The 20,737-nt window shown below is 72.8% G+C and carries 17 protein-coding genes; 13 read left to right on the top strand and 4 right to left on the bottom strand.

Annotation, left to right across the window (positions count from 1 at the left end):
- Positions 1-102: 102 nt before the first annotated feature.
- The 4 genes from OG617_RS12295 (at position 103) to OG617_RS12280 (ending at position 6,742) form a co-directional block, all read left to right on the top strand.
- Complete coding sequence (locus OG617_RS12295) at positions 103-915, top strand: MBL fold metallo-hydrolase (protein ID WP_405101405.1); 813 nt, start codon at positions 103-105, stop codon at positions 913-915.
- Positions 912-4,499, top strand: coding sequence for an adenylate/guanylate cyclase domain-containing protein (locus OG617_RS12290; RefSeq protein WP_405101403.1), 3,588 nt, complete (start codon positions 912-914; stop codon positions 4,497-4,499). The genes OG617_RS12295 and OG617_RS12290 overlap by 4 nt, the downstream gene beginning before the upstream one ends.
- A gap of 168 nt (positions 4,500-4,667) precedes the next feature.
- Positions 4,668-5,147 carry a hypothetical protein gene (locus OG617_RS12285; protein WP_405101401.1) on the top strand — a complete coding sequence of 160 codons (480 nt, stop codon included), beginning with the start codon at positions 4,668-4,670 and terminating at the stop codon, positions 5,145-5,147.
- Positions 5,148-5,176: 29 nt separating this feature from the next.
- Entirely contained in the window at positions 5,177-6,742 is a 1,566-nt protein-coding gene (locus OG617_RS12280; RefSeq protein ID WP_405101399.1) for a serine/threonine-protein kinase, read from the top strand.
- On the opposite strand, the gene OG617_RS12275 is transcribed toward OG617_RS12280, so the two are convergent.
- Positions 6,729-7,082, bottom strand: coding sequence for a hypothetical protein (locus OG617_RS12275; protein ID WP_405101397.1), 354 nt, complete (start codon positions 7,080-7,082; stop codon positions 6,729-6,731). The genes OG617_RS12280 and OG617_RS12275 overlap by 14 nt on opposite strands.
- Positions 7,083-7,367: 285 nt before the next feature.
- Between OG617_RS12275 and OG617_RS12270 the strand changes: the two genes are divergently transcribed.
- From OG617_RS12270 to OG617_RS12260, 3 genes are all read left to right on the top strand, one after another.
- Positions 7,368-9,179, top strand: coding sequence for an alpha/beta hydrolase (locus tag OG617_RS12270; protein ID WP_405101395.1), 1,812 nt, complete (start codon positions 7,368-7,370; stop codon positions 9,177-9,179).
- 130 nt (positions 9,180-9,309) lie between these two features.
- On the top strand, positions 9,310-10,248 hold the full coding sequence (locus OG617_RS12265; RefSeq protein WP_405101393.1) for a transporter substrate-binding domain-containing protein: 939 nt from the start codon (positions 9,310-9,312) through the stop codon (positions 10,246-10,248).
- Positions 10,248-11,291 (top strand): hypothetical protein, encoded by a 1,044-nt coding sequence (locus OG617_RS12260; protein WP_405101391.1) that lies wholly within the window; start codon positions 10,248-10,250, stop codon positions 11,289-11,291. Before OG617_RS12265 ends, OG617_RS12260 begins: the two co-directional genes overlap by 1 nt.
- A gap of 26 nt (positions 11,292-11,317) precedes the next feature.
- Here the strand turns inward: OG617_RS12260 and OG617_RS12255 are convergent, their stop codons facing one another.
- Entirely contained in the window at positions 11,318-12,058 is a 741-nt protein-coding gene (locus OG617_RS12255) for a hypothetical protein (protein WP_405101389.1), read from the bottom strand.
- Positions 12,059-12,206: 148 nt separating this feature from the next.
- On the opposite strand from OG617_RS12255, the gene OG617_RS12250 reads away from it, so the two are divergent.
- Both OG617_RS12250 and OG617_RS12245 read left to right on the top strand, forming a co-directional pair.
- Positions 12,207-12,656, top strand: coding sequence for a helix-turn-helix transcriptional regulator (locus OG617_RS12250; protein WP_405101387.1), 450 nt, complete (start codon positions 12,207-12,209; stop codon positions 12,654-12,656).
- Between the two features lie 5 nt (positions 12,657-12,661).
- A complete protein-coding gene (locus OG617_RS12245) occupies positions 12,662-13,072 on the top strand; it encodes a VOC family protein (protein WP_405101385.1) in 411 nt (136 codons plus the stop codon).
- 122 nt (positions 13,073-13,194) lie between these two features.
- Here OG617_RS12245 and OG617_RS12240 read toward each other — a convergent pair whose 3' ends face one another.
- Complete coding sequence (locus OG617_RS12240) at positions 13,195-14,013, bottom strand: peptidoglycan DD-metalloendopeptidase family protein (protein ID WP_405101383.1); 819 nt, start codon at positions 14,011-14,013, stop codon at positions 13,195-13,197.
- 193 nt (positions 14,014-14,206) lie between these two features.
- Between OG617_RS12240 and OG617_RS12235 the strand changes: the two genes are divergently transcribed.
- Positions 14,207-17,278, top strand: coding sequence for an NACHT domain-containing protein (locus tag OG617_RS12235; protein ID WP_405101381.1), 3,072 nt, complete (start codon positions 14,207-14,209; stop codon positions 17,276-17,278).
- A 177-nt stretch (positions 17,279-17,455) separates the two neighbouring features.
- Positions 17,456-18,601, top strand: coding sequence for a phospholipase D-like domain-containing protein (locus tag OG617_RS12230; protein ID WP_405101379.1), 1,146 nt, complete (start codon positions 17,456-17,458; stop codon positions 18,599-18,601).
- Positions 18,602-18,664: 63 nt separating this feature from the next.
- Here the strand turns inward: OG617_RS12230 and OG617_RS12225 are convergent, their stop codons facing one another.
- Entirely contained in the window at positions 18,665-19,630 is a 966-nt protein-coding gene (locus OG617_RS12225) for a helix-turn-helix transcriptional regulator (RefSeq protein WP_405101377.1), read from the bottom strand.
- A gap of 103 nt (positions 19,631-19,733) precedes the next feature.
- Here OG617_RS12225 and OG617_RS12220 point away from each other — a divergent pair, with 103 nt between their 5' ends.
- Positions 19,734-20,207 carry a VOC family protein gene (locus tag OG617_RS12220; protein ID WP_405101375.1) on the top strand — a complete coding sequence of 158 codons (474 nt, stop codon included), beginning with the start codon at positions 19,734-19,736 and terminating at the stop codon, positions 20,205-20,207.
- A gap of 97 nt (positions 20,208-20,304) precedes the next feature.
- Complete coding sequence (locus tag OG617_RS12215) at positions 20,305-20,715, top strand: VOC family protein (protein WP_405101373.1); 411 nt, start codon at positions 20,305-20,307, stop codon at positions 20,713-20,715.
- Positions 20,716-20,737 lie beyond the last annotated feature (22 nt).

Genomic DNA, 20,737 nt, shown 5'->3' with positions numbered 1-20,737 from the left:
TCAGGCACCCGGGGCCCCGGCCAAAGCCGTGAACGGGCACAAATCCCAGGCCGTAGGTGCAGGATCGTGGGGAGCGGCGGGCGGGGTCGTACGATCGCTGACATGACGGGGCACATCACGGCGGCCGTGGGGGCGCTGGCGGGCGAGCTGCCCAGGTGGGTGACGCTGCTGCGCGCGCCGAACCCGGGGCCGATGACCCTCGACGGCACCAACACCTGGGTGCTGCGGTCCGGCCCCGGCGAGCCGGCCGTGGTGGTCGATCCCGGGCCGGCCGACGACGGGCACCTGAGCGCGATCGCGGCGCACGGCCCGATCGCCACCGTGCTGATCACCCACGGCCACCCGGACCACACCGAGGGCTCGCCCCGGCTGCGCGAGCTGCTCGGCGGCGTGCCCGTGCGAGCCGTCGACCCGGCGCACAGCCATGGCGGGCCGCCGCTCACCCCGGGCGGCGACCTCGACCAGGCTGGCCTGGTCATCCGGCCGCTCCCCGCGCCGGGCCACACCGCCGACTCGATCTGCTTCCTCGTGGAGCACGACGGCGAGCGGGTGGTGCTCACCGGCGACACCATCCTGGGCCGGGGCACCACCGTCGTGGCCCACCCGGACGGGCACCTCGGGGACTACCTGGCCAGCCTGGAGCTGCTGTCGACGTACCGGGGGGTGCCGGCGCTGCCGGGGCACGGCCCGGCGCTGGCCGACTGCGGGGTCGCGGCCGAGTTCTACCTCGCCCACCGCCGCGCCCGGCTCGACCAGGTCCGGCAGGCGGTCGACGAGGGTGCCAGCAGCGCGCCCGAGGTGGTGGCGCGGGTGTACGCCGACGTGGACCGCTCCCTGTGGTGGGCGGCCGAGTGGTCGGTCCGGGCCCAGCTGGAGTACCTGGGGGTCACCCCGGACGGGGTGGAGCGGCCGTGACCTGCCCGGTCTGCGGCACGCTGGCCGTCCCGGGGGCGCGGTTCTGCCACAACTGCGGGGTCGCCCTGCCGGCCGCCGCCGCCCTGCCGACCGCCGAGCGGCGGGTGGTCACCGTGCTCTTCGGCGACCTGTCCGACTTCACCTCCTGGTCGGAGGACCTGGACCCGGAACGGGTCGGCGCGGTCACCGACCGGGTGCTCGCCGCCCTCGCCGGGGCGGTGAAGACCTTCGGCGGGCACGTCGACAAGCTGACCGGCGACGGGATCATGGCGGTCTTCGGCGCCCCGGTCGCCCACGAGGACGACGCCGAGCGGGCCGTCCGCGCCGCCCTGTCCATGCAGCGGGCCGTGCGCCGGGTGCTCGACGACGAGCGGGGCGGCGGTGCGCCGCTCGGCCTGCGGGTCGGGCTGAACACCGGCGACGTGATCGCCGGCATCCAGGCGGCGATCGAGTACACGGTCATCGGCGACACGGTGAACACCGCCGCCCGACTGGCCGACGCCGCAGCCGTGGGCGCGGTCTACGCGGGCGCCCGCACCTCCGCCGCGACCCGGCACGTGGCGTCCTGGCGGACGCTGCGCCCGCTGCGGCTCAAGGGCAAGCGCGAGCCGGTCGAGGCGTACGAGCTGCTCGGCCTGCTCGACGCGCCGGGCACCCGGTCCGGCCTCGGCGACGAGGCGCCGTTCGTCGGCCGGGAGACCGAGGTCGGCCGGGTGGCCGGCCGGCTCGCCGAGGTGATCGACCGGGGCGAGCCCCGGGTGCTGCTGATGACCGCCGAGGCGGGGATCGGCAAGTCCCGGTTCTCCGCCGAGGTGGAACGCCTCGCCGCCGGCTACGACGTCGGCCCCGGCCGGTACGCCGCGCACACCGGCGCCCGGGTGTTCTCGGTGCGTTGCGCCGCGTTCGGCGAGCGCCGCCGGCTGGCGCCCCTGGCCGACCTGGTCCGGGCCGCCGTCGGCCTGCCCAACGACCAGGCCACCGCGCTGACCCGGCCGGCCGTGGAGGAGCGGCTGCGCCGGCTCGGCCACCGCCTCGGCCGGCTCCGCGACGACGTCGCCCCGGTCGCCGTCGACCAGTTCCTGGCCCTGCTCGGGTACGCCGACCTACCCGCCGGCAGCCCGACCGACCAGGGCGAGTGGGGTTCCGCCCAGCCGCCCGCCGACGCGGACGCCGTGCCCAACGCGGTGGCCGACCTGCTCAGCGCCCTGGCCGCCGAGGCGCCCCTGGTGGTGATCGTCGACGACCTGCACGACGCCACCGCCGAGACCATCCGGGCGCTCGGGCTGACCCTGTCCCGGATCACCGGCCCGGTGCTGGTGCTCCTGCTCGGCCGCCCCGAGCTGGTGCGTACCGCCGGGGCGCTGACCCGGGTGGCGGACGCCGAGGTCCACGCGCTGCCCCCGCTGCGTGGCGCCGACGCGGCCCGGCTGCTCACCAGCTACCTCGGCGGCGGGAAGCTGCCGCAGCCCGACGCCGACCGGCTGCTCATCACGGCCCAGGGCAACCCGTTCTACCTCGCCGAGCTGGTCACCCTGCTGATGGAGCGGGGCGCGCTGACCGCCGTGGCCGACCGGTCCGCCCCCGCCAACGCCGGCTGGCGGCTCGCGCCCGGCTCGCTCGGCAGCCGGCTGCTCTCCCGGGACCTGGCCGCCGTGCTCGCCGCCCGGATCGACGCGTTGCCGCCGGACGCCCGGTCGGTGCTGCGGGACGCCGCCGTGGTCGGCGACACCGTGCCGGCGGGCGCCCTGGAGGCGCTGCGCGAGCAGCGCGCCGGGCGGGCGGGCCGGCCGGCCGCCGTGGTCGCCCTGGAACTCGACCGGGCCGTCGAGGAGCTGCTGCAACGCCGGATGCTGCACCGGACCCGGACCGGGTTCGCCTTCGCCACGCCGTTGATGCGGGAGGCCGCGTACACCGGGGTGAGCAAAGCCGAGCTGGCCGAGCGGCACGCCGCGCTGGCCCGCTGGGCGGTGCCCGGCGGGCCCGGCCGGCCGGCCGGGCCCGCCGGGTTCACCGACGACGCCCGGGACGCGTTCGTCGCCGAGCACGTGGAACGGGCGGCCGTGCTCGCCGACGCGGTGAAGCTGCGTCCGGACTCGCCGGCGCGCACCGTCGCCCCGCTCGGGGTGGCCGCGCTGGGCCGGGCCGCCCGCCGCTCGTTGCAGGCCGGGGAGCCGTCCGCCGCCGTCGAGTACGCCGAGCGCGCCGCCGAGATGGCCCGGGACGGGGTGCCGGCGGCCGACCGGGTGGCGCACGCCCGCGCCCTGCTCCAGGTCGGCCGGGCGGCCGACGCGCTCGCCTACGCGGAGAAGATCGCCGCCAACGCCGGGGACGACGCCGGCACCCGGACCAGCGCCCTGCTGCTCGCCGGGCAGGCCCACCAGACCCTCGGCGACCAGGCCCGGGCGGTGGACTGCTGGCAGGAGGCGTTGCAGGTGGCCACCGCCGGCGAGCTGACGACCCTGCGCGCCTCGGCGATGCGCCGGCTCGGCATGGCCGACTTCGTGGCCGGCCGGCTGGGGCAGGCGAGCAGCCGGCTCGCGGCGTCGTACCAGGTCAGCCTGACCGCGCAGGACCGGCGGGGACAGGCCTGGTCGTTGCAGAACCTGGCCTGGGTGACCACCACCCGGGGCGACTTCGCCGGCACCGACGCGGTGCTCGGCCGGGCCGCCCGGCTCTTCGCCGAGCTGAAGGACCCGTACGGGCGGGCCTGGCTGCGCGGCACCACGGCGTTCGCCCGGCTGCTCGCCGGCCGGCTGGGGGAGGCGTGCCGGCTCGCGCGGGTCTTCCTCCCGTTCGGCGAGCGGGTCGGTGAGGCGTGGGCGGTGGGCACGCTGCGCGCGGTCGAGGCGTTCGCCGGCGCGGAACTGGGCGAGATCGCCGAGGCCGACCGGGCGGCCCGCCAGGCGTACCGGGACTTCGCCGAGGTCTCCGACGACTGGGGGCAGGGCTTCGCCCTGGTGGCGCGCGGGGTGGTCGCCCGAGGGCTGGGCGAGCCGGAGCATGCCGCGGACCTGCTCAGCGACGCGATGTCGTACGCCGAACGGACCTCGCACCCGCTGCTCACCGGGATGGCCGGCACGCTGCGCGGCTTCGTGGCGCTGGACCTGGGTGACTGCGACACCGCCGAGCGCTTGGCGCGCGCGGTGCTGACCGCCGTCGAGCCGCACAACCCGCAGGCGCCCGCCCAGGTGGGCCCCCGGGTGCTGCTGGCCACGGCCCGGCTGGCCGCCGGCGACTCCGCCACCGCCGTGGGGCTGCTCGCCCCGGTGGCCACCGCCTCCACGAACGCGCCGTCGCTGCTGTTCTCCCGTCGTCAGACCATGGCCCGGTACGCTTCCGCGCTGCTCGCCCACGGCCAGCACGAGCAGGCCCTGGACTGGGCCCACCGGGCGGTCGCCGTCCCGGCGGAGGACGTGCGCAGCCAGGTGGTCGCGGCGAGCGTGCTGGCCGAGGCGCTGGCTGTGTGCGGCCGGCCCGTCGAGGCGCTGGCCAGCGCCGAGGAGGCCGTCCGGCTGGCGTACGCGACGGAGCAGCGCGGCGAGCGGCTGGCGGCGAACGCGCTGCGGGTGCGCCTGCGGGGGTGAGCGAGGTGCCGGTCCGGTGCGTTCGGTGTTGCGTCCCGAACGGCGGCCGGTGGGCGAGTCGGTTAGTCTGCCGGTTCCGCCGATGCGACGGCGGGTGACACCGGTTACGGTGTCATTTCCGGATGGCGGTCCACTGTGGCGACCGTGTCGGGCCCTGGGGAGGACGTGATGAGGCTGCCACGCTCCAGTGCCGGCTGGACGATCGCGGTCTTCGGCGTCCTGGCGCTGCTGATGGGCGCGCTCGGGCTGCTCTGGCCGGAGGCCCAGCTGCGGATGCTCGGCTTCGAGGTGCCGCAGAGCCGGGCCGCCGGTGACTACACGGGCACCTTCCTGACCGCGTCCTCCATGGCGTCGTTCAACATGGGGGTCTACTACCTGCTGGCGACCGCCACCGAGTGGCGGCCCTTCTACCGGTTCACGGTCTTCTTCCGGTTGGTCACCTTCACCGTGTTCACCATCGCGGTGCTGGCCGACGTCGCGCCGGGCCGGTTCTTCACGGTGGCGCTCTGGGAAGGGCTGGGCGCGGTAGCCACCGCCGTGGCCCTGCGCTGGGACGCCCGCCGGCCGGCCGCGACACCGGCGGCTACGCACGGTGACCGGTCGGTCATCGTGGACGGTGTCGTCCCGCCCACCGGCGCGGACCGCTGAGCGGCCGAGCCATTGGGTACTTTCGAACAGTGACCGACACCCCGCCCGGCGCCCTGCGGCTGCCCATCGTGCCCGGTCTGACCGATTTGGAGGCATTTGCCCGGGGTGGCTATGCCACCGTCTACCGGGCCACCCAGATCTCCGTGGGCCGCGAGGTTGCGGTCAAGGTGGAGAACCGCACCCTGGACAACGACCGGGACCAGGCCCGGTTCCTGCGCGAGGCGCGGGCGGCCGGGAAGATGTCTTCGCACCCGCACGTGGTGGACCTGTTCGACGTCGGGGTCACCGTCGACCGGCACCCCTACCTGATCATGGAGCTGTGCGACGGGTCGTACGCCGAGCGGATGCGCACCTCGCCGCTGGGCCCGGCGGAGACCCGCGACCTCGGTGTGAAGATCGCCGACGCGCTGGCCCACTCGCACGCCAACGGGGTGCTGCACCGCGACGTCAAGCCCGCGAACATCCTGCACTCCCACTTCAACCCGGCGGTGCTGGCCGACTTCGGGCTCGCCGTGCTGGCCGAGGTGCGTGACGCGTCGGTCACCCTGGAGGTGCTCACCCCCGCGTACGCGCCGCCGGAGATGTTCAACCACAGCCCGCCGTCGCCTGCGGTCGACGTGTACGCCCTCTGCGCCACCCTCTACGCCGTGATGCACGGTCGCCCGCCCCGCTGGCAGTCCGAGCGCAACCCCAGCCTGGTCACCGTGCTGGAGATGTTCCACCAGCCGATCCCCGGGCTGCCCGGTGCGCCGGAGGAACTGCTCGACGTGCTCCGGGCGGGCATGGCGAACGACCCGGGCGCCCGCCCGTCCGCGGTGGAGCTGCGCGGCCTGCTCGCCGCCCTGCCGCTGGACCCGGTCAGCGCGCCGGTCAGCGGGGCCCCCGTGTCCGGCGGCCCGTCCGGCCCGACGGCCGGCACCACCACCGGCAGCCCGTCCACCTCGGGCGGCCTGTACGGGACCGGCCAGCCGGCCCGCCCCGCCCCGCGTCCCCCCGTCGACGACGACCACCCCACCGTGCCGACGACATCCGGCCGGCGCTGGCGGCGACGCTGGTTCCTCGGCGGGGCCGGGGCGCTCGCGCTGGCCGCGTCGGCCAGCGCCGGAGCCTGGGTGGCCGGCGGCACCCCGGCCGCCCCGACGCCCACGCCGGTCGCCAGCGCGGTCGCCACGTCGGCGATCGCCCCGTGGGGCGTGCTGCCGGGCTGCGTGCCGGGTTCGCCGGGGACCGGCGGGCTGCCGACGGGCGCGCGGTGCGTCGCCGAGCTGGAGTGCTTCGGGCCGGTGCGGGTGCGCGGCACCCGGGCCGAGGCCCCCCGGCTGCCCTGCGACGGCCGGCACACCTGGGAGACCTACGCCGCCGGCGAGCTGCCCGCCACCCTGGTCGACGCGGGACACGCCCAGGTCAGCGCCGACCCGGCGGTGCGGCGGGTCTGCAACCCGGTGACGTTCCGGCTGACCAGCGGCATCGCGTACACCAGCGGCTGGCACCTGGAGGTGCTGCCGCCGGAGGGGGCGGGCGCCGACCGCACGTACCGCTGCCTGGCCGGGCGCGGCGTCGACGGGCTCGACGAGCCGACCCTCACCGGTCGCTGACCCCGCCCGGGTGCCGGCGGCGTTCCTGGACCGCCCGGAGCGCGCTCCGGCTGTCCAGGGCCTCCAGCGTGTCCGCGTCGACGCCGCCCAGGCCGGCGATCCCCGGCGTCGGCCACTCCGCCGGCCCGTCGCCCGTGCGCCCGTGGGCCTCCTCGCGGCGCTGCCGCGCCTCGGTCACCAACACCCCGGCGACCATCACCAGCAGGACGCAGAGCAGGGCGAGCACCACCGCCAGGATGCTGCGCGGACGCCACCAGGCCAGTGTCACCAGCAGGGCGAGCGCCGCAACCGACGCGGCGACCGCCCCGGCGAGCGCGTCGGGCCGAGGAAATCGGGTCACCCGTCAAGGATGGCGGAGCCGGCGCGCGTGTCAACCGTCCCCGGCGCCCCACCCGAGCCGGTCCGCGGCTCCGCCGGCGCCGGCCTGGTTCCGGGGAGCCGGCTGACCCGCGGGCCCACCGAAGGGGAACAAGAAGCGTCGACCCCGAATGATCCGTTACATCAGTCGGGGAAATGACCCTTTCTTGGGCCTTTTGTGGGCGGTGCTCCTGGGCCCGGGTCCTTAGAGTGACGCAGGTCGAGGTTTCCCCTCGACGCGTCCTGTTCCCCACCGGAAGGCAACCGCATGCCACGGAGAACCCGGTCCCTGGCCGCAGCAGGAATCGCCGGTATCGTCCTCGCCGGAATGGCGTTCGCGCCCGCCTCGGCGGCACCGGAGACCACCGGCTGGGGTCGTCCGGCCACGTCGGACCGGACCGACCCGGTCGAGGCCCGGCGGGTCGACCGCGTGCCCACCCCGAAGCTCGACTGGTACGCCTGCTACGACTACGCCGAGTGCGCCACCGTCGACCTGCCGCGCGACTACGACGCCCCGACCGGCGCCACCACCGAGGTGGCGGTGCTGCGGGTCAAGGCCCGCGACCAGCAGCGCCGGATCGGCAGCCTCTTCGTCAACCCGGGTGGCCCCGGCGGCTCCGGGACGGACATCGCGCTCGCCGCGCCGTACTTCCTCGGCGACGACCTGCTGGACCGGTTCGACATCGTCGGCGTCGACCCGCGCGGCGTCGCGGCCAGCCAGAACGTCCGGTGCTTCCCGTCGGTCAAGGAGCAGACCAAGGCGTACGCCGGGCTGAACGTGGCCTTCCCGTGGACGAAGGCCGAGGAGAAGGCGTACGTCGCCGCGTCGAAGGCGGTCGGCAAGGGCTGCTCCACCACCGGCAAGCCGCTGACGGGGGCGATGTCCACCGCCGAGGTCGCCCGGGACATGGACGTGCTGCGGCGGGCGGTCGGCGACCCGAAGCTGACCTACCTCGGCTTCAGCTACGGCACCGCCCTGGGCCAGTACTACGCCAACATGTTCCCCGACCGGGTCCGCGCCCTGGTCGTCGACGGCGTGCTCAACCCGAACGCGTGGATCGGCCAGGGCAAGGCGCGCAACCAGCTCCAGGAGACCCGGCTGCGCAGCGCCGACGGCGCGTACGCGGCGCTGCACGAGATCCTGGTGCGCTGCGACAGGGCCGGGACGGCGGCCTGCCCGCTCGCGGCCGGCGACCCGGTCGCCTCGTTCGAGCTGGTGGCGAAGCGGCTGCGCAAGAAGCCGGTGGTGATCGACGACCCGGACACCGGGGAGATGTACACCGTCGGCTACGCCGACTTCGTCGGTGCCGCGCTGAGCGCGCTCTACGCCCCGTCCGGCTACGACGACATCGTCGGGATCACCGCGGACCTGCTGGTCCTCACCGACCCGGCCGCCGCCACGGCCGCCCGCCGCGTTGAGGCCCGGACGGCGATCGCCCGGCGCGCCGGCACCGCCGGCCAGCAGGTGCGCCGCGGGTACGACTTCCCGTACAACAACGGCCTGGAGACGTTCCTCGGGGTGGACTGCACCGACGCGTACCACCCGAAGGACGCCGGTGCCTGGCCGGCGCTGGCCGCCAAGGAGGACAAGCGGGCCCCGTACTTCGGCCGGCTCTGGGCCTGGGGCACCGCGCCGTGCGCCCGCAACACCTGGACCGTGCGCGACGAGGACGCCTACACCGGCCCGTTCACCAGGCGGACCAGCGCCCCGGTGCTGGTCGTCGGCAACTACTGGGACCCGGCGACCAACTACCAGGGCGCGGTCGGCTCGGCGGCGCTGCTGCCGAACAGCCGCCTGCTCAGCAGCGACAGCTGGGGGCACACCGCGTACGGCACGTCGGCGTGCGCGACCGGCGCGATCGACGCGTACCTGGTCAGGGGGACCCTGCCGGCCAAGGGCAAGGTCTGCGTCGGTGACATCCAGCCGTTCGTGGAACTGCCCGAGGCCGCAGCGGCCGAGCGGGCCCCGGCGTCCAAGAGCGACCTGGCCCGCCGGGCCGCCCCGGCTCGTGGCGAGCCGAAGCGGCTGCCGCCGGTGGTCGCCCCACTGCCGGCGGTCGGCTCGCTGACCGTCCGCTGAGGACAACCGGGGGTACGGCGGCGATCGGGCGCGGCCGTACCCCCGGCCCTGGCCGTGTGGATGACCACGCGGATGGACGTGAGCGGCTACCCTCGGTGTCCCGCAGATGCGCCGGTCAGCGAGGTCGCCGATGAAAATGTTCTTCACCCGGTCCCGGGTCCGCTCCGTCGCCACCACCCTGGCGGTCGCGCTGACCCTGACCCTCGCCGCTGCCGCCGGTTGCGACAGCCGGCAGGAGCCGCAGATCCCGTCCGTGAAGGAGACGCTGAGCAAAACGCACATCTACGGCCAGCCGACGCTGAAGATCGGCGTCTCCACCACCGGCCCGCTGATGGGCGAGCTGCACGGCGGCACCTACAGCGGGTTCGACGTCGAGATCGCCCGGTACATCGCCGCCCAGCTCGGCTACGAGGGCGACAAGCGGATCGAGTGGGTGCCGGTGGCCACGGAGGACCGCATTCCCGCCCTCCAGGGCGGGGCGGTCGACCTGGTGGTCGCCACCTTCTCGATGACCGAGGAGCGCGAGAAGCTGGTCAGCTTCGCCGGGCCGTACCTGGTGACCACCCAGGAGGCGATGGTTCCGACCCGGCTGAAGGACAAGATTCGCACCATCGAGGACCTGCGCGACCCCCGCTACAAGGTCTGCACCAGCGGCGGCTCGACCACCGAGGCCGAGCTGGGAAGGCACCAGATCAGGGTGTTCGTGGTCAAGGAGGTCGGCGACTGCGTCGAGGGCATCCTCCAGGGGCGCTACGACGCGGTCAGCTCGGACGAGACCATCCTCGCCGGCTTCCTCTCCAAGCACCCGAAAGACTTCACGATCATCGACATGCCCTTCGGCACCAGCGAGCAGATCGGCGTCGGGGTGCCGATCAGCGACCCGGCGCTGCGCGACCTCGTCGCGTTCTTCCTCGACAAGAGCTACCAGCAGGGGCGGAAGGGGCTGAGCAGCCCCTGGCTCACCGCGTACCACCAGACCCTCGGGCCGTGGCTGCGGGTGCCCAAGGTCCAGCCCCCGCCGCTGAAGGTGCCGGAGCTGGTGGACTTCGACGACAAGGCGCCCCGGTAGTGACCGCCCCACCCGTCACCGGCGGCGACGTGGACGCCGGAACGCCGACGCCCCGGCCCGCCGAGGCGCGGCACCTGGACGAGCGCCGGGCCCGGGCCAGCCAGTCCTTCTGGACGGCAGTGGTGGCCGTGCCCGCCGTCTTCTCGGTGCTCCGGCTCGGCGTGGAGGCCGGCGGGGAGCTCCAGACCACCCTGCTACTGGTCGCCAACGTCGGGCCGGTCAACCTGCTCGCCGGCTTCCTCACCACGGCCGCCCGGCTGCTCTCCACCGGCCTGGTCGCGGTGTTCGCCCTCGGCGCGGTCCTCGGGGTGAGCGTGGACCGGCTGCCCGGGTACCGCCGCCCGCTCTTCGCCCGCTGGGCGGACATCACCCCGGCCTGGTTCGTGGTGGCCAGCTACCTGCTCGCCCTGATCACCTGGCCGCTGCTCTACCTGCCGCTGCTGCTGCCCGCGTTCGCCGCCGCGTTCCAACTCCGCCCGGAGCGGCTGCACGACCTGCCCGCAGCCCGGGTGCTCATTGTCTCGGCCCTGCTCGGCGGCTACCTGGTCCTCCTGACGCCGGCCCTGCTGGACGCCTGGCAGCAGCGGGAACTGCTCGTCATGGCGCTGTTCGTCGTCCCGCCGGTGCTCGCGCTCGGCATCGCCGGGCCGCTGCCGGGGGCGGTGATCCGGCCGCTGGCCTCGGCCACCGAGGCTGCCGTGCTGGCCATGCTGGTGTGGGCGGCACTACCGGTGATCAGCACGCCGGTGCTGCCGCTGACCGTCACCACCGTCCAGGCCGGGACCGGCCCGACGGAGGACGTGCGCGGCCACGTGGTCGTCGTCGACGACGTGAACATGGTGCTGCTCCAGGAACAGGGCGGCGTGCGGTACGTGCCGATCGACCAGGTGAAGGCGCAGGTGCTCTGCCCGAGCGAGGAGGAACTGCCCCGGCACCGGCTGCGGGTGCACGACTTTCACGTGGAGGACTCGCTGCTGGAGGGGCTGGGACGCCGGGTCCGCCCGCAGCACCGCATCGACGCCGCCTGCCGCGCGACGGGCTGACTCTTCCGACCTCGGGCGCGTTTCGGTCAGCGTCCGGGGACGGCGGGCGGCAGCATGCCCTCCTCAAGCAGGCTCGCCCTGACCAGACGGGCGTGCTCGGCGGCGTCGGCCAGTTCGGTGGCGACCTCCGGGTCGGCCGAGGCGCCGGTGGCGGCCCGCAGCACGTCGACCGGCGTCGGGCCGGCCAGCCAACGTCGCATCGACTCCTCCGCCCCGTCGCGCAGGGAGCTGCCGTACGCCCAGTCGCTGATGACGTCGGCGAGGTGCCGGGCGGCGGCCTCCCCCGGGACGCCCGCGAACTCGGCCAGGTACGGCCCGATGTCGACCCCCAGCTCCGCGACCGCATCCAGCAGGTCCTGCGCGGGGGTGACGGACGGGTACCCGTCAAGGGTCCGGTGCCACCAGACGCGGACGAAGTGTTCGACCGCGTCCCGCTCCGCGGCCGGCCAGGCCTGCCACCGGTCGCTGATCCGGCGGGTCACGCGGTCCGGCCAGAGCCAGTGCTCCATCTCGCCGGTCGCGTACGCCTCCAGCAGCCGGGGCAGCAGGTGCGGCAACTCCGTCTCGTCCCCCCAGGTGCCCGGGTTCATCAGGTAGGTGCCGAGTTGGTCCGGGGCCAGCTCCCTCAGCGGCGTACGCGCGAAGAGCGCCACGTCGGCCGGGTCCACGCAGTGCTCGCAGGCGGTCATGTCGGCCGGCATCGAATGGTGGGCGAAGGCGGCGTACAACCGCTCCACGGCCCGCTCGAACCCGGCATCATCTAGCACGACCCCAGTATCCCGACCCGGTCAACGCGAATCTTGGAGCGAAACGGCCCCTCCAGGGGCCGCTTCCTTCCAAGATCTCGATTGTCCAGATCTTGACGGCTGTCGGCGGTGCTGGGTTACTTGCGGTGGGCGTGGCACGATTTCGCAGGTGACCAGCAGACCCACCGCCGCGCAGCACCTGCTCGACCTCGCGCGGCTGCGCCGCGTTCGCGACCGGATCGACCGGGAGTACGCGCAGCCGCTGGACGTCGAGGCGCTCGCCCGTGGCGCGCACATCTCGGCCGGGCACCTCAGCCGCGAGTTCCGGCTCGCCTACGGTGAGTCGCCGTACAGCTATCTGATGACGCGGCGCATCGAGCGCGCGATGGCGCTGCTGCGCCGCGGCGACCTCAGCGTCACCGAGGTCTGCTTCGCGGTCGGCTGCGCGTCGCTGGGCACCTTCAGCACCCGCTTCACCGAACTGGTCGGCGTGCCGCCCAGCGTCTACCGGCGCCAGGCGGCGAGTGGGACGGCGGGGATGCCGTCGTGCGTGGCGAAACAGGTGACCAGACCGATCAGGAATCGGGAAGCGCCGGCCCTCGAGCCGCACCTAGCGTGACTGCCATGGACATCACCATTCACACGAGCTTCCTGCCGCACGACGACCCCGACGCCTCCCTGGCCTTCTACCGCGACACCCTCGGCTTCGAGGTCCGCAACGACGTCGGAAGCGGCAAGATGCGCTGGATCACGGTGGGCCCCGCCGGCCAGCCCGGCACGTCCATCCTCCTGGCCCCGCCGGCCGCCGACCCCGGCATCACCGACGACGAGCGCCGCATCATCGCCGAGATGATGGCCAAGGGCACGTACGGCTGGATCCTGCTGGCCACCCCCGACCTCGACGGCACCTTCGAGAAGCTGCAGGCCAGCGACGCCGAGGTCGTCCAGGAGCCGACCGAGCAGCCGTACGGCACCCGCGACTGCGCCTTCCGCGATCCGGCGGGCAACCTGATCCGTATCCAGGAACGCCGGTAACCGTCCGTCGACCACAGTCCCGACCTGCGTGGACGGCACAGTGAAGGAGTCCGCACCAGACGCCGGTGGCCGCCAGCCTGGCGGCCACCAACGTTCTGCTCGGGCTCCTTCGGCGGCTCCGGTCAGCCGTTCTTGCTGACCGGAGCGCTACCCACCACGTACCTGGTGCCGACCTCGACGCTGTTGGGGATCTCGCGGCTGGTCTGCGAGTCGCAGTTGACGATGTTCCAGTGCAGGTGAGGGCCGGTGACGTTGCCGGTTGCCCCGGATGTTCCGATCCGCTGCCCCTGCGCTACGCGGTCGCCGTTATTGATGATGGTGGCACTCAGGTGTGCGTACTGTGAGCATCGGTTGTTGCCGTGGTCGACGAGTGCCATGATCCCGCCGCTGCCCGCCCAGCCCTCGAAGCGGATGGTGCCTGCGGCGGACGCGAGGATCGGCACGCCAACCGGCATGCCGAAGTCGATGGCGTGCCGGTTGTAGGCATCGTTGTGGGAGAAGCTGCTGCCCGCCGCCTGAGTGATCGTGTAGGCACGTCCGGCGGGGAACGGCAGCTTGAACTGGGCGGAGCTCCCGCAGAGCGGGACGACGGGCCCGTTCGATCCGGTCTCCAGGAATGCGTCGGTGACCCACCCGCCGCCCGAGAGCTGGTCCCAGATGTTGGTGACACCGCCGATGCCCTCGACGGCATCCCCTCGGACGTAGCAGGTGATGGTGACGACGGCGCCGTTGGCGAGGCTGCCGGTCACCGCCCCGCTCAACGCTGGGGCATTACGGATGTTCAGCGGCAGCCCACTGGGCACAGACACCCTGACCTGGGCGGCGGCGTGTGCCGGTACGGCGGACAGCGCTATGGCCAGACAGGAAACCATGGCAGTGACCAGGATCTGCGTTAAGCGGCGCAGGGGACTCACCTCCGACGAGCCCGCCGAGGCGGGCAATCGACGATCATCGACCTGGGTGATGGTATAGATCGGTACAGTTCAGGTCGAGGGGGCGAGGGTCACTCCGGCCTGGGGAATCGTCAGCCCTCCAAACGGGTCGGTGGGTCGACCTCCTTAGTGGAGTGGCGGGGTTTTGGCCGACGACTACGGTGGGCTCCTGCCCAGCGGCGGATGGTGAGGAGACGATCGCGTGCCAGAGCTGCCCGATCTGCCTGAGCTGCCCTTCGGCCTGCAGTACGCTGCGGTCGGGCTCTTCCTGCTCGCCATGGTCGCCGGCTTGGCGCAGCAGTTCTTCTCGGACTGGGCACAGCGGGCACTGACCCGGGTGTGGCGGCGGCTTTCGGGTCGGCGCCGTGGTATCCGGCGGGACGACTGGCGTCGCTATCGGGCCTGGGCCCTGCGCACGTACAGCAGCGTGGAGCTGGGTTTCCTGCAAAACGTGTCGGTCGCCTTGGACGAGGTCTACGTGCCGCTGCAGTACGAGCAGGACGGCCGGCGGATCGACATCCAGCGAGACCTACGCACCGGGCTCCGTACCCTCGTCCTCGGCGCGGCCGGGGCGGGAAAGTCGATGCTGCTGCGCCACTCGATGCTCCGCTGGGCCGCGGGACCGGAGGGGTCCGACCGGGTCCCGGTGCTGGTCGAGCTGACGCGGTACAACCGACAGGACCGGTCCATCCAGCAGCTCGTCGTGGACGCGCTCAACCGTCCCGACGACGAGCCTCCCGGCCGGGGCCGCCGGGGCCGCAAGCCCGCTCCGCCGCTGGTGCCCGATGCGGAAGAGGTCACCCCGCTCGCCCTCGCCCACGGTCGGCTCTGCGTCTTCCTCGACGGGCTCGACGAGGTGGTCACCGACCGGCGGGCCGACGTCGCCGGAGACATCAAGGAGTTCGCCGAGCGCTACCCGACCTGCCAGATCGTCGTCACCTGCCGGGACGCCGTGTACGACGGCGACCTGCGGCCGACGTTCGACCGGGAGATCCGGGTGGCGGGGTTCGACGACGCGGGCATCCGGCATTTCCTGCGACTGTGGTTCACGCGGCACCGCAGGCTCTCCGGTGACGAGGCGCCGACCGACCCCCGGCAGGCGGTGGAGCAGCTGATGGCGGACCTGCGCGGCAGCCCCACCGTCATGCGGCTCGCCCGCAGCCCGCTGATGCTGACCATGATCGCCACCCTGTACGAGGCCGATCCCGGCGCTGGACCGATGATGCCCAACTCTCGGGCCGAGTTCTACGAGCAGGCGGTCGACCACCTGCTCCGGCGCGACCGTGACCTCGGCCGCCACCGCAGCCTTGCCCGCTACAAGGCCGGCCACAAGCTGATGGCGCTGCGCGCCGTCGCGCTGGCCGCCCAGGGGGCGACCTCCGGGCAGGCGGACCAGCGGGTGATCTCCGAGGAGGAGATCTACGCGGCGCTCAGCCGCGTCCTGCCCCGGTTCCGGCTGGACGGCAAGGAGCTGCCGCACCTGGTCGACGAGATCATCGAGCGCAGCGGGCTGCTGCTGCGCACCGACGACAACAATCTGCTCTACGAGTTCGCCCACCTCACCCTGCAGGAGTACCTGGCGGCGGTGGAACTGGCCGACGACCCCGAACGGCTGCTCACCCTCTATGCGGAGAACCCGAAGCGCTGGCGGGAGACCGTCAAGCTGTGGTGCGCCGGCGCCAACCGGGACGCCTCCGGCCTGGTGCGGCGGATTCTCGGCGGGAACGAGCGGGATCAGCTCCTCGCCCTGGAGTGCGTGGCCGAGGCCCGGCAGATCGACGAGCTTCTGGCCGGCTACATCGTGGACGGCTTCCTGTCGCACCTCGGCGAGTCCCGCACGGACAAACATCTCGTGCTGGCCGCCCTGGGTGCGGTGGCGGGCAACGCTGGGCCCGTCGGCCAGCGCCTGTTCGACCAGCTCCGGGCTGCTGCGGCGGCTGGCGGGCCGATCGGCGAGGACGCTGCGGTTGCCCTGGCCGAGTCACGCCGCCGGGAGGCGATCGAGGCACTCAGCGAGCTCGCGGAGGACTCTCCAGCGGCCCGGGCGGCCCTTCGGTCCACCGGCGAACTCGCCATCCCTGTCCTGTTGGATCGGGCGCAGGCCGGCTCGCTGGTCGCCGTGGACGACCTCGCGGCGATCGGGACTCCGGCCGCCGCGGTGGCGATCGCCGAGCAGCTGTGGGGCGCCGAGCCGATCGCCGTGCGGGCCGCGTGGCGGTTGGCAGCGCTGATCGGTGCTCCGGACGTCGAGAGCGAACTGTGCCACTTCAACCCCGGCCCGTTCGTGCGCGACGGGGACCGGCAATGGTACGACTGGCTGTGGGCGCCCTTCACCGCCGGCGCCACCGATCCGATGGCCCGGACGATGGGACGGGTGGGCTGGCTGATCGACCAGTCGACGGCGGCGGACGTGCCCCCGGACATTGATGGAGTGGACGTCCGGTTGGCACTGGGCATCGGTGCCAAGCCGAGCCCCTTCAAGGCCGGGAAGGTGCCTGCGGAGGTGAGTGAGGCTCTGGTCGCCGCCGCCCGCCGGCTCGGGCACCGACGGCGCATCGCCGCAGCGGACCTCACCGCCGCCGACGTGGAGCAACTGCTCGAGCTGATCCACGGATCGGAACCGGAGCTGGCTCGTCGGCTCGCCCTGACGGTGCTCGACCTGCGCGCGAGTGACTCGCGCAACGCGCTGCTGAGGCAGCTTCCGGGGCCCGTACTGGTCGGCCTCGCCGCCCGACTCTGGCTCTCGACGAGCCTCGGTGCCGAGGCCCGCGACTGGCGGACGTTGCACGAACGGCCCGAGGCCCCGACCGTGCTCACGGTGTGTCGCAAGACCGCAGTCACCATCGGAGTGCTGCTCGGCGTCGCCGTCGTCGGCATCGGGGTGGCCCGTTCGGTGGCCACGCTGACCGGATCGTGGGTATGGGGACCGCTCTGGCTCGCCCTGGTGGTCGTGCTGTCCTTGGGGGCCTTCATGCTCGGCCTCGTCGCCATGTTCGCGTACAGCAGCGCTGATGACCCTCCCGTCCTCGGCATCCTCGGCGTCCTCGGTGCGATCGTGTTCCTCGCGACGAGCCCGTTCATCGGCGTACCCACCCTCGCCGGATGGATCGGAGCCTTCTCCACCGCGTTCTCGCTCGGCGCGGTGGCCACCGCGATCGCGGTCCTGACCACCTGGACCAGCCGGCGGGAACGGGCGCTGCGCAACCCCTACCGGGCGTTGCTCCAGCGGCACGATGCCGCTGCGGAGGGCCTGCTCGACTCCCCGGCCGGCTGAGACGGTTGGCTGACGGAGGCGGCCGATGCCGTGCTCGGTGCCCCACTCGGTGTCTACGGATCAGGCGCACCGCGACGTCTGACAGGGCGTGCGGAAAATGTGCGGAGCTCCGACATGCTGGGAAACCCGGCCGCCGGCTCGCGGCGGCTCGGGCCGCACCATAACCGAGGGAGTCTCATGCTTCTGCGTCGTATCGCCGGGCTACTCGTCACGGGCGGCCTCGCCGCCGCCGCGATCCTCATCCCGACCACACCGGCGGTCGCGGCCGTGACCTCCGGCGCGGTCTTCAACAACCCCACAGTGGCCAGCCAGCAGTACGCCATCGTCGAACACGTCCAGCGGCTGATCCAGGGCGCCGCTCCCGGGTCCACGATCCGGGTGGCGATGTTCCACTTCTCGCTGACCCGGGTGTCGACCGACCTAGCGGCCGCGTACGACCGGGGGGTGAACGTGCGGGTCGTGGTCGACAGCCAGTCCCGCGCCTACTCGGCGGTGACCGGCCTGATCGGCAAGCTCGGCACGACCCGGACCAACGACTCCTGGGTGACCGTCTGCACCACCGACCGGGCCTGCATCGGCAACCTCAACACGCCGATCATGCACAACAAGTTCTTCCTGTTCTCCGACACCCTCGGGTCGACGAACGTCCTGGTGCAGAGCTCGGCCAACCTGACCAACGACAACGCCGAGCGCTACTGGAACAACGCGGTGACGCTCGTCGGCAACACCGCCGTCTACAACTCCTACGTCGCCTATCACGGGGATCTGGCGGCCCAGGTTAAGAACAACGACTACTACCGGACCGTCTCCAGCGGCAACGCCAAGTCGTACTTCTTCCCCCGCGCCGGCACCACCCAGGACACCGACACGATCTACAACATGCTCAACGAGAACATCACCTGCGAGGGCAACACCTCGACGGGCACCGAGACCGGGCGGACGATCATCCGGATCGGGATGTGGCACTTCAGCCGCAACCCGATCGCGACCAAGCTGCGTGAGCTGGCCGACAAGAAGTGCTGGGTGGACATCGTCTACACCGAGTCCGACGTCGACGTGCCCAACATCCTGTCCGGGCACAGCCGGATCAAGCTGTACCGCATCAGCGGCGACTACATCGTGCACTCGAAGTACCTGCTCATCGAGGGAACGTACGACGGGCAGAAGGACACCAAGTGGGTGATGACCGGTAGCCACAACTACTCCAACGCCGCGCTCCGCGAGAACGACGAGGCGCTGCTACGGGTCCAGTCGGCGACCATCCACGACCAGTACCGGTCGAACTTCTGGGCGCTGCGGGCCGCCGCCGTGCCGGTCAGCTGAAGCCTGGAGTGCCCGCCGGTGACATCCGGGGTCGTCACGGGCGGTCGGATGGAGGTGGCCGTTTCAGGTTCCGGGCGGCACGGCACGGGTGATGCGGCCGCCGAGCTGGCGTAGGTGGTCGACCAGCGCGACTGGCTCGTGGACGGTGAAGTCGCAGCCGAGCAGGGCCAGCCGGACGGCGAGCCAGTCGATGGTGTCCTGCGGGCTGTGCCAGCGGCACGATGCGTCGTCGATAGGCCGCAGTTCGCCGGCGTAGTCGCCCAGTTGGGCCGCGGCCTGGCCGGCCGGCAGGGCGAGCGTCACCACCGCCCGGAAGACCGGTGCCAGGTCGTAGAGCTGGCTGGTGACGAACGCGGCCAGATCATCGGCCGGTGGGTCGCGCGGCGGCACCCGCGTCCCGGTGGTCTGGGCCTTGTCGATGCGGTCGATGCGAAACGTCCGCCAGTCGTTGCGCTCGTTGTCGTAGGCGAGCAGATACCAGCGACGGCCAACCACGACCAGCCGGTGTGGTTCGACGTGCCGCCGGCTGACGACGCCGTCGTGGTTGCGGTAGTCGAACCGGACTCGTTCGTTGGTCGAGCCCGCGGCGGCGAGGACTGTCAACTGCGTGGGGTCGACCAGCGAGGCCGAAGCTGCGGGCGTCGGCAGGGCGGCCGCGGTGAGGGCGCTGACACGGCGGCCCAGCCGGGGCGGAAGCACCTGCTGCAGCTTGGCCAGAGCCCGCAGCGACGCCTCGGCGATGCCGGCGACCGGCTGCCGGGCCGCCGTGCGCAGGCCGACGGCGATGGCCACGGCCTCCTCATCATCGAGCAGCAGTGGCGGCATCGCCTTGCCCGCCACGAGTCGGTACCCGCCCTGCGCGCCCATGGTGGCCTGGACCGGGTAGCCGAGCTCACGCAGTCGGTCGACGTCCCGGCGCACGGTGCGTGGGGCGACCTGGAGTCGTTCGGCGAGTTCGCTGCCCGGCCATTCCCGGGGCGTCTGGAGCAGGGACAGCAGTCGCAGCAGGCGGGCCGACGTGTCTTTCACGTTCCCATGGTGCCTCCTCATGTAGGACCGGAGCTGGCCTACATGAGCTCTAGCCTGGTTCCCGGCGGTACACAGACCGTGCGCCAGAACGAGGAGATGAGCGATGAAGGTTGTCCCCGACGGCTACCACACCGTCACCCCGTGGATGATCTCTCCGGGGAACACGGCCCAGTTGATCGACTTCGTCGTCAGTGTCTTCGACGCCACCGAGTTGGCTCGAATGGACGTGGGCGGGGTGATCGGCCACGCCGAGGTCCGCGTCGGAGACTCGGTCGTGATGATGTTCGACAAGCCGGACTGGCCGCAGACGCCGGCCTTCCTGCGCCTCTACGTCGCCGACGACGCCGAGGTGCTACGCCGGGCGGTCGAACGCGGCGCGACCGTTGTCACCGAGCCCACCGAGCTGTTCTGGGGCGATCGGGTCAGCCGTTTCCGCGACCCGTTCGGCAACCTGTGGTGGCTCCACCAGCGGGTGGCGGAGCCAACCGAGGAAGAGATGAATCGCGGGCTCAACGACCCCGAGTTCGTCAAGGCGATGGAGTACGTCCAAGGTGCCGAGTTCTTCCTCAACCGCTGAGGCCTTCAGGCACCCGGAGCGCGGTGGCGAAGCAGGTGAGCAGACCGGTCAGGAATCAAGAAGCGTTGGCCGTCGTGCCGCCCCTAGCGTGATGGCCATGGACATCACCATTCACACGAGCTTCCTTCCGCACGACGACCCCGAGGCGTCCCTGGTCTTCTACCGTGATGTCCTCGGTTTCGAGGTACGCAGTGACGTGGGCAGCGGCAAGATGCGGTGGATCACGGTCGGGCCGGTGGGTCAGCCGGACACGCGCATCCTCCTGGCGCCACCGCTGGCCGACCCGGGTGTCACCGACGAGGAGCGTCGGGTGATCCGGGAGATGATGGCGAAGGGCACGTACGGCTGGATCATCTTGGCGACCCCCGACCTCGACGGTGTCTTCGAGAAGGTGCAGGCCGGTGACGTCGAGGTCGTCCAGGAGCCGGTCGAGCAGCCGTACGGGATTCGTGACTGCGCCTTCCGCGACCCGGCGGGCAACATGGTCCGCATCCAGGAAGTGCGCTAGCCCGACCGCGACCGCGACCGCG

Source organism: Micromonospora sp. NBC_01412 (assembly GCF_045040215.1).
GTDB classification, from domain to species: domain Bacteria; phylum Actinomycetota; class Actinomycetes; order Mycobacteriales; family Micromonosporaceae; genus Micromonospora; species Micromonospora rubida.
The sequence above is the reverse complement of the archived record's forward strand: the minus strand, read 5'-3'. Positions and strand labels throughout refer to the sequence as shown.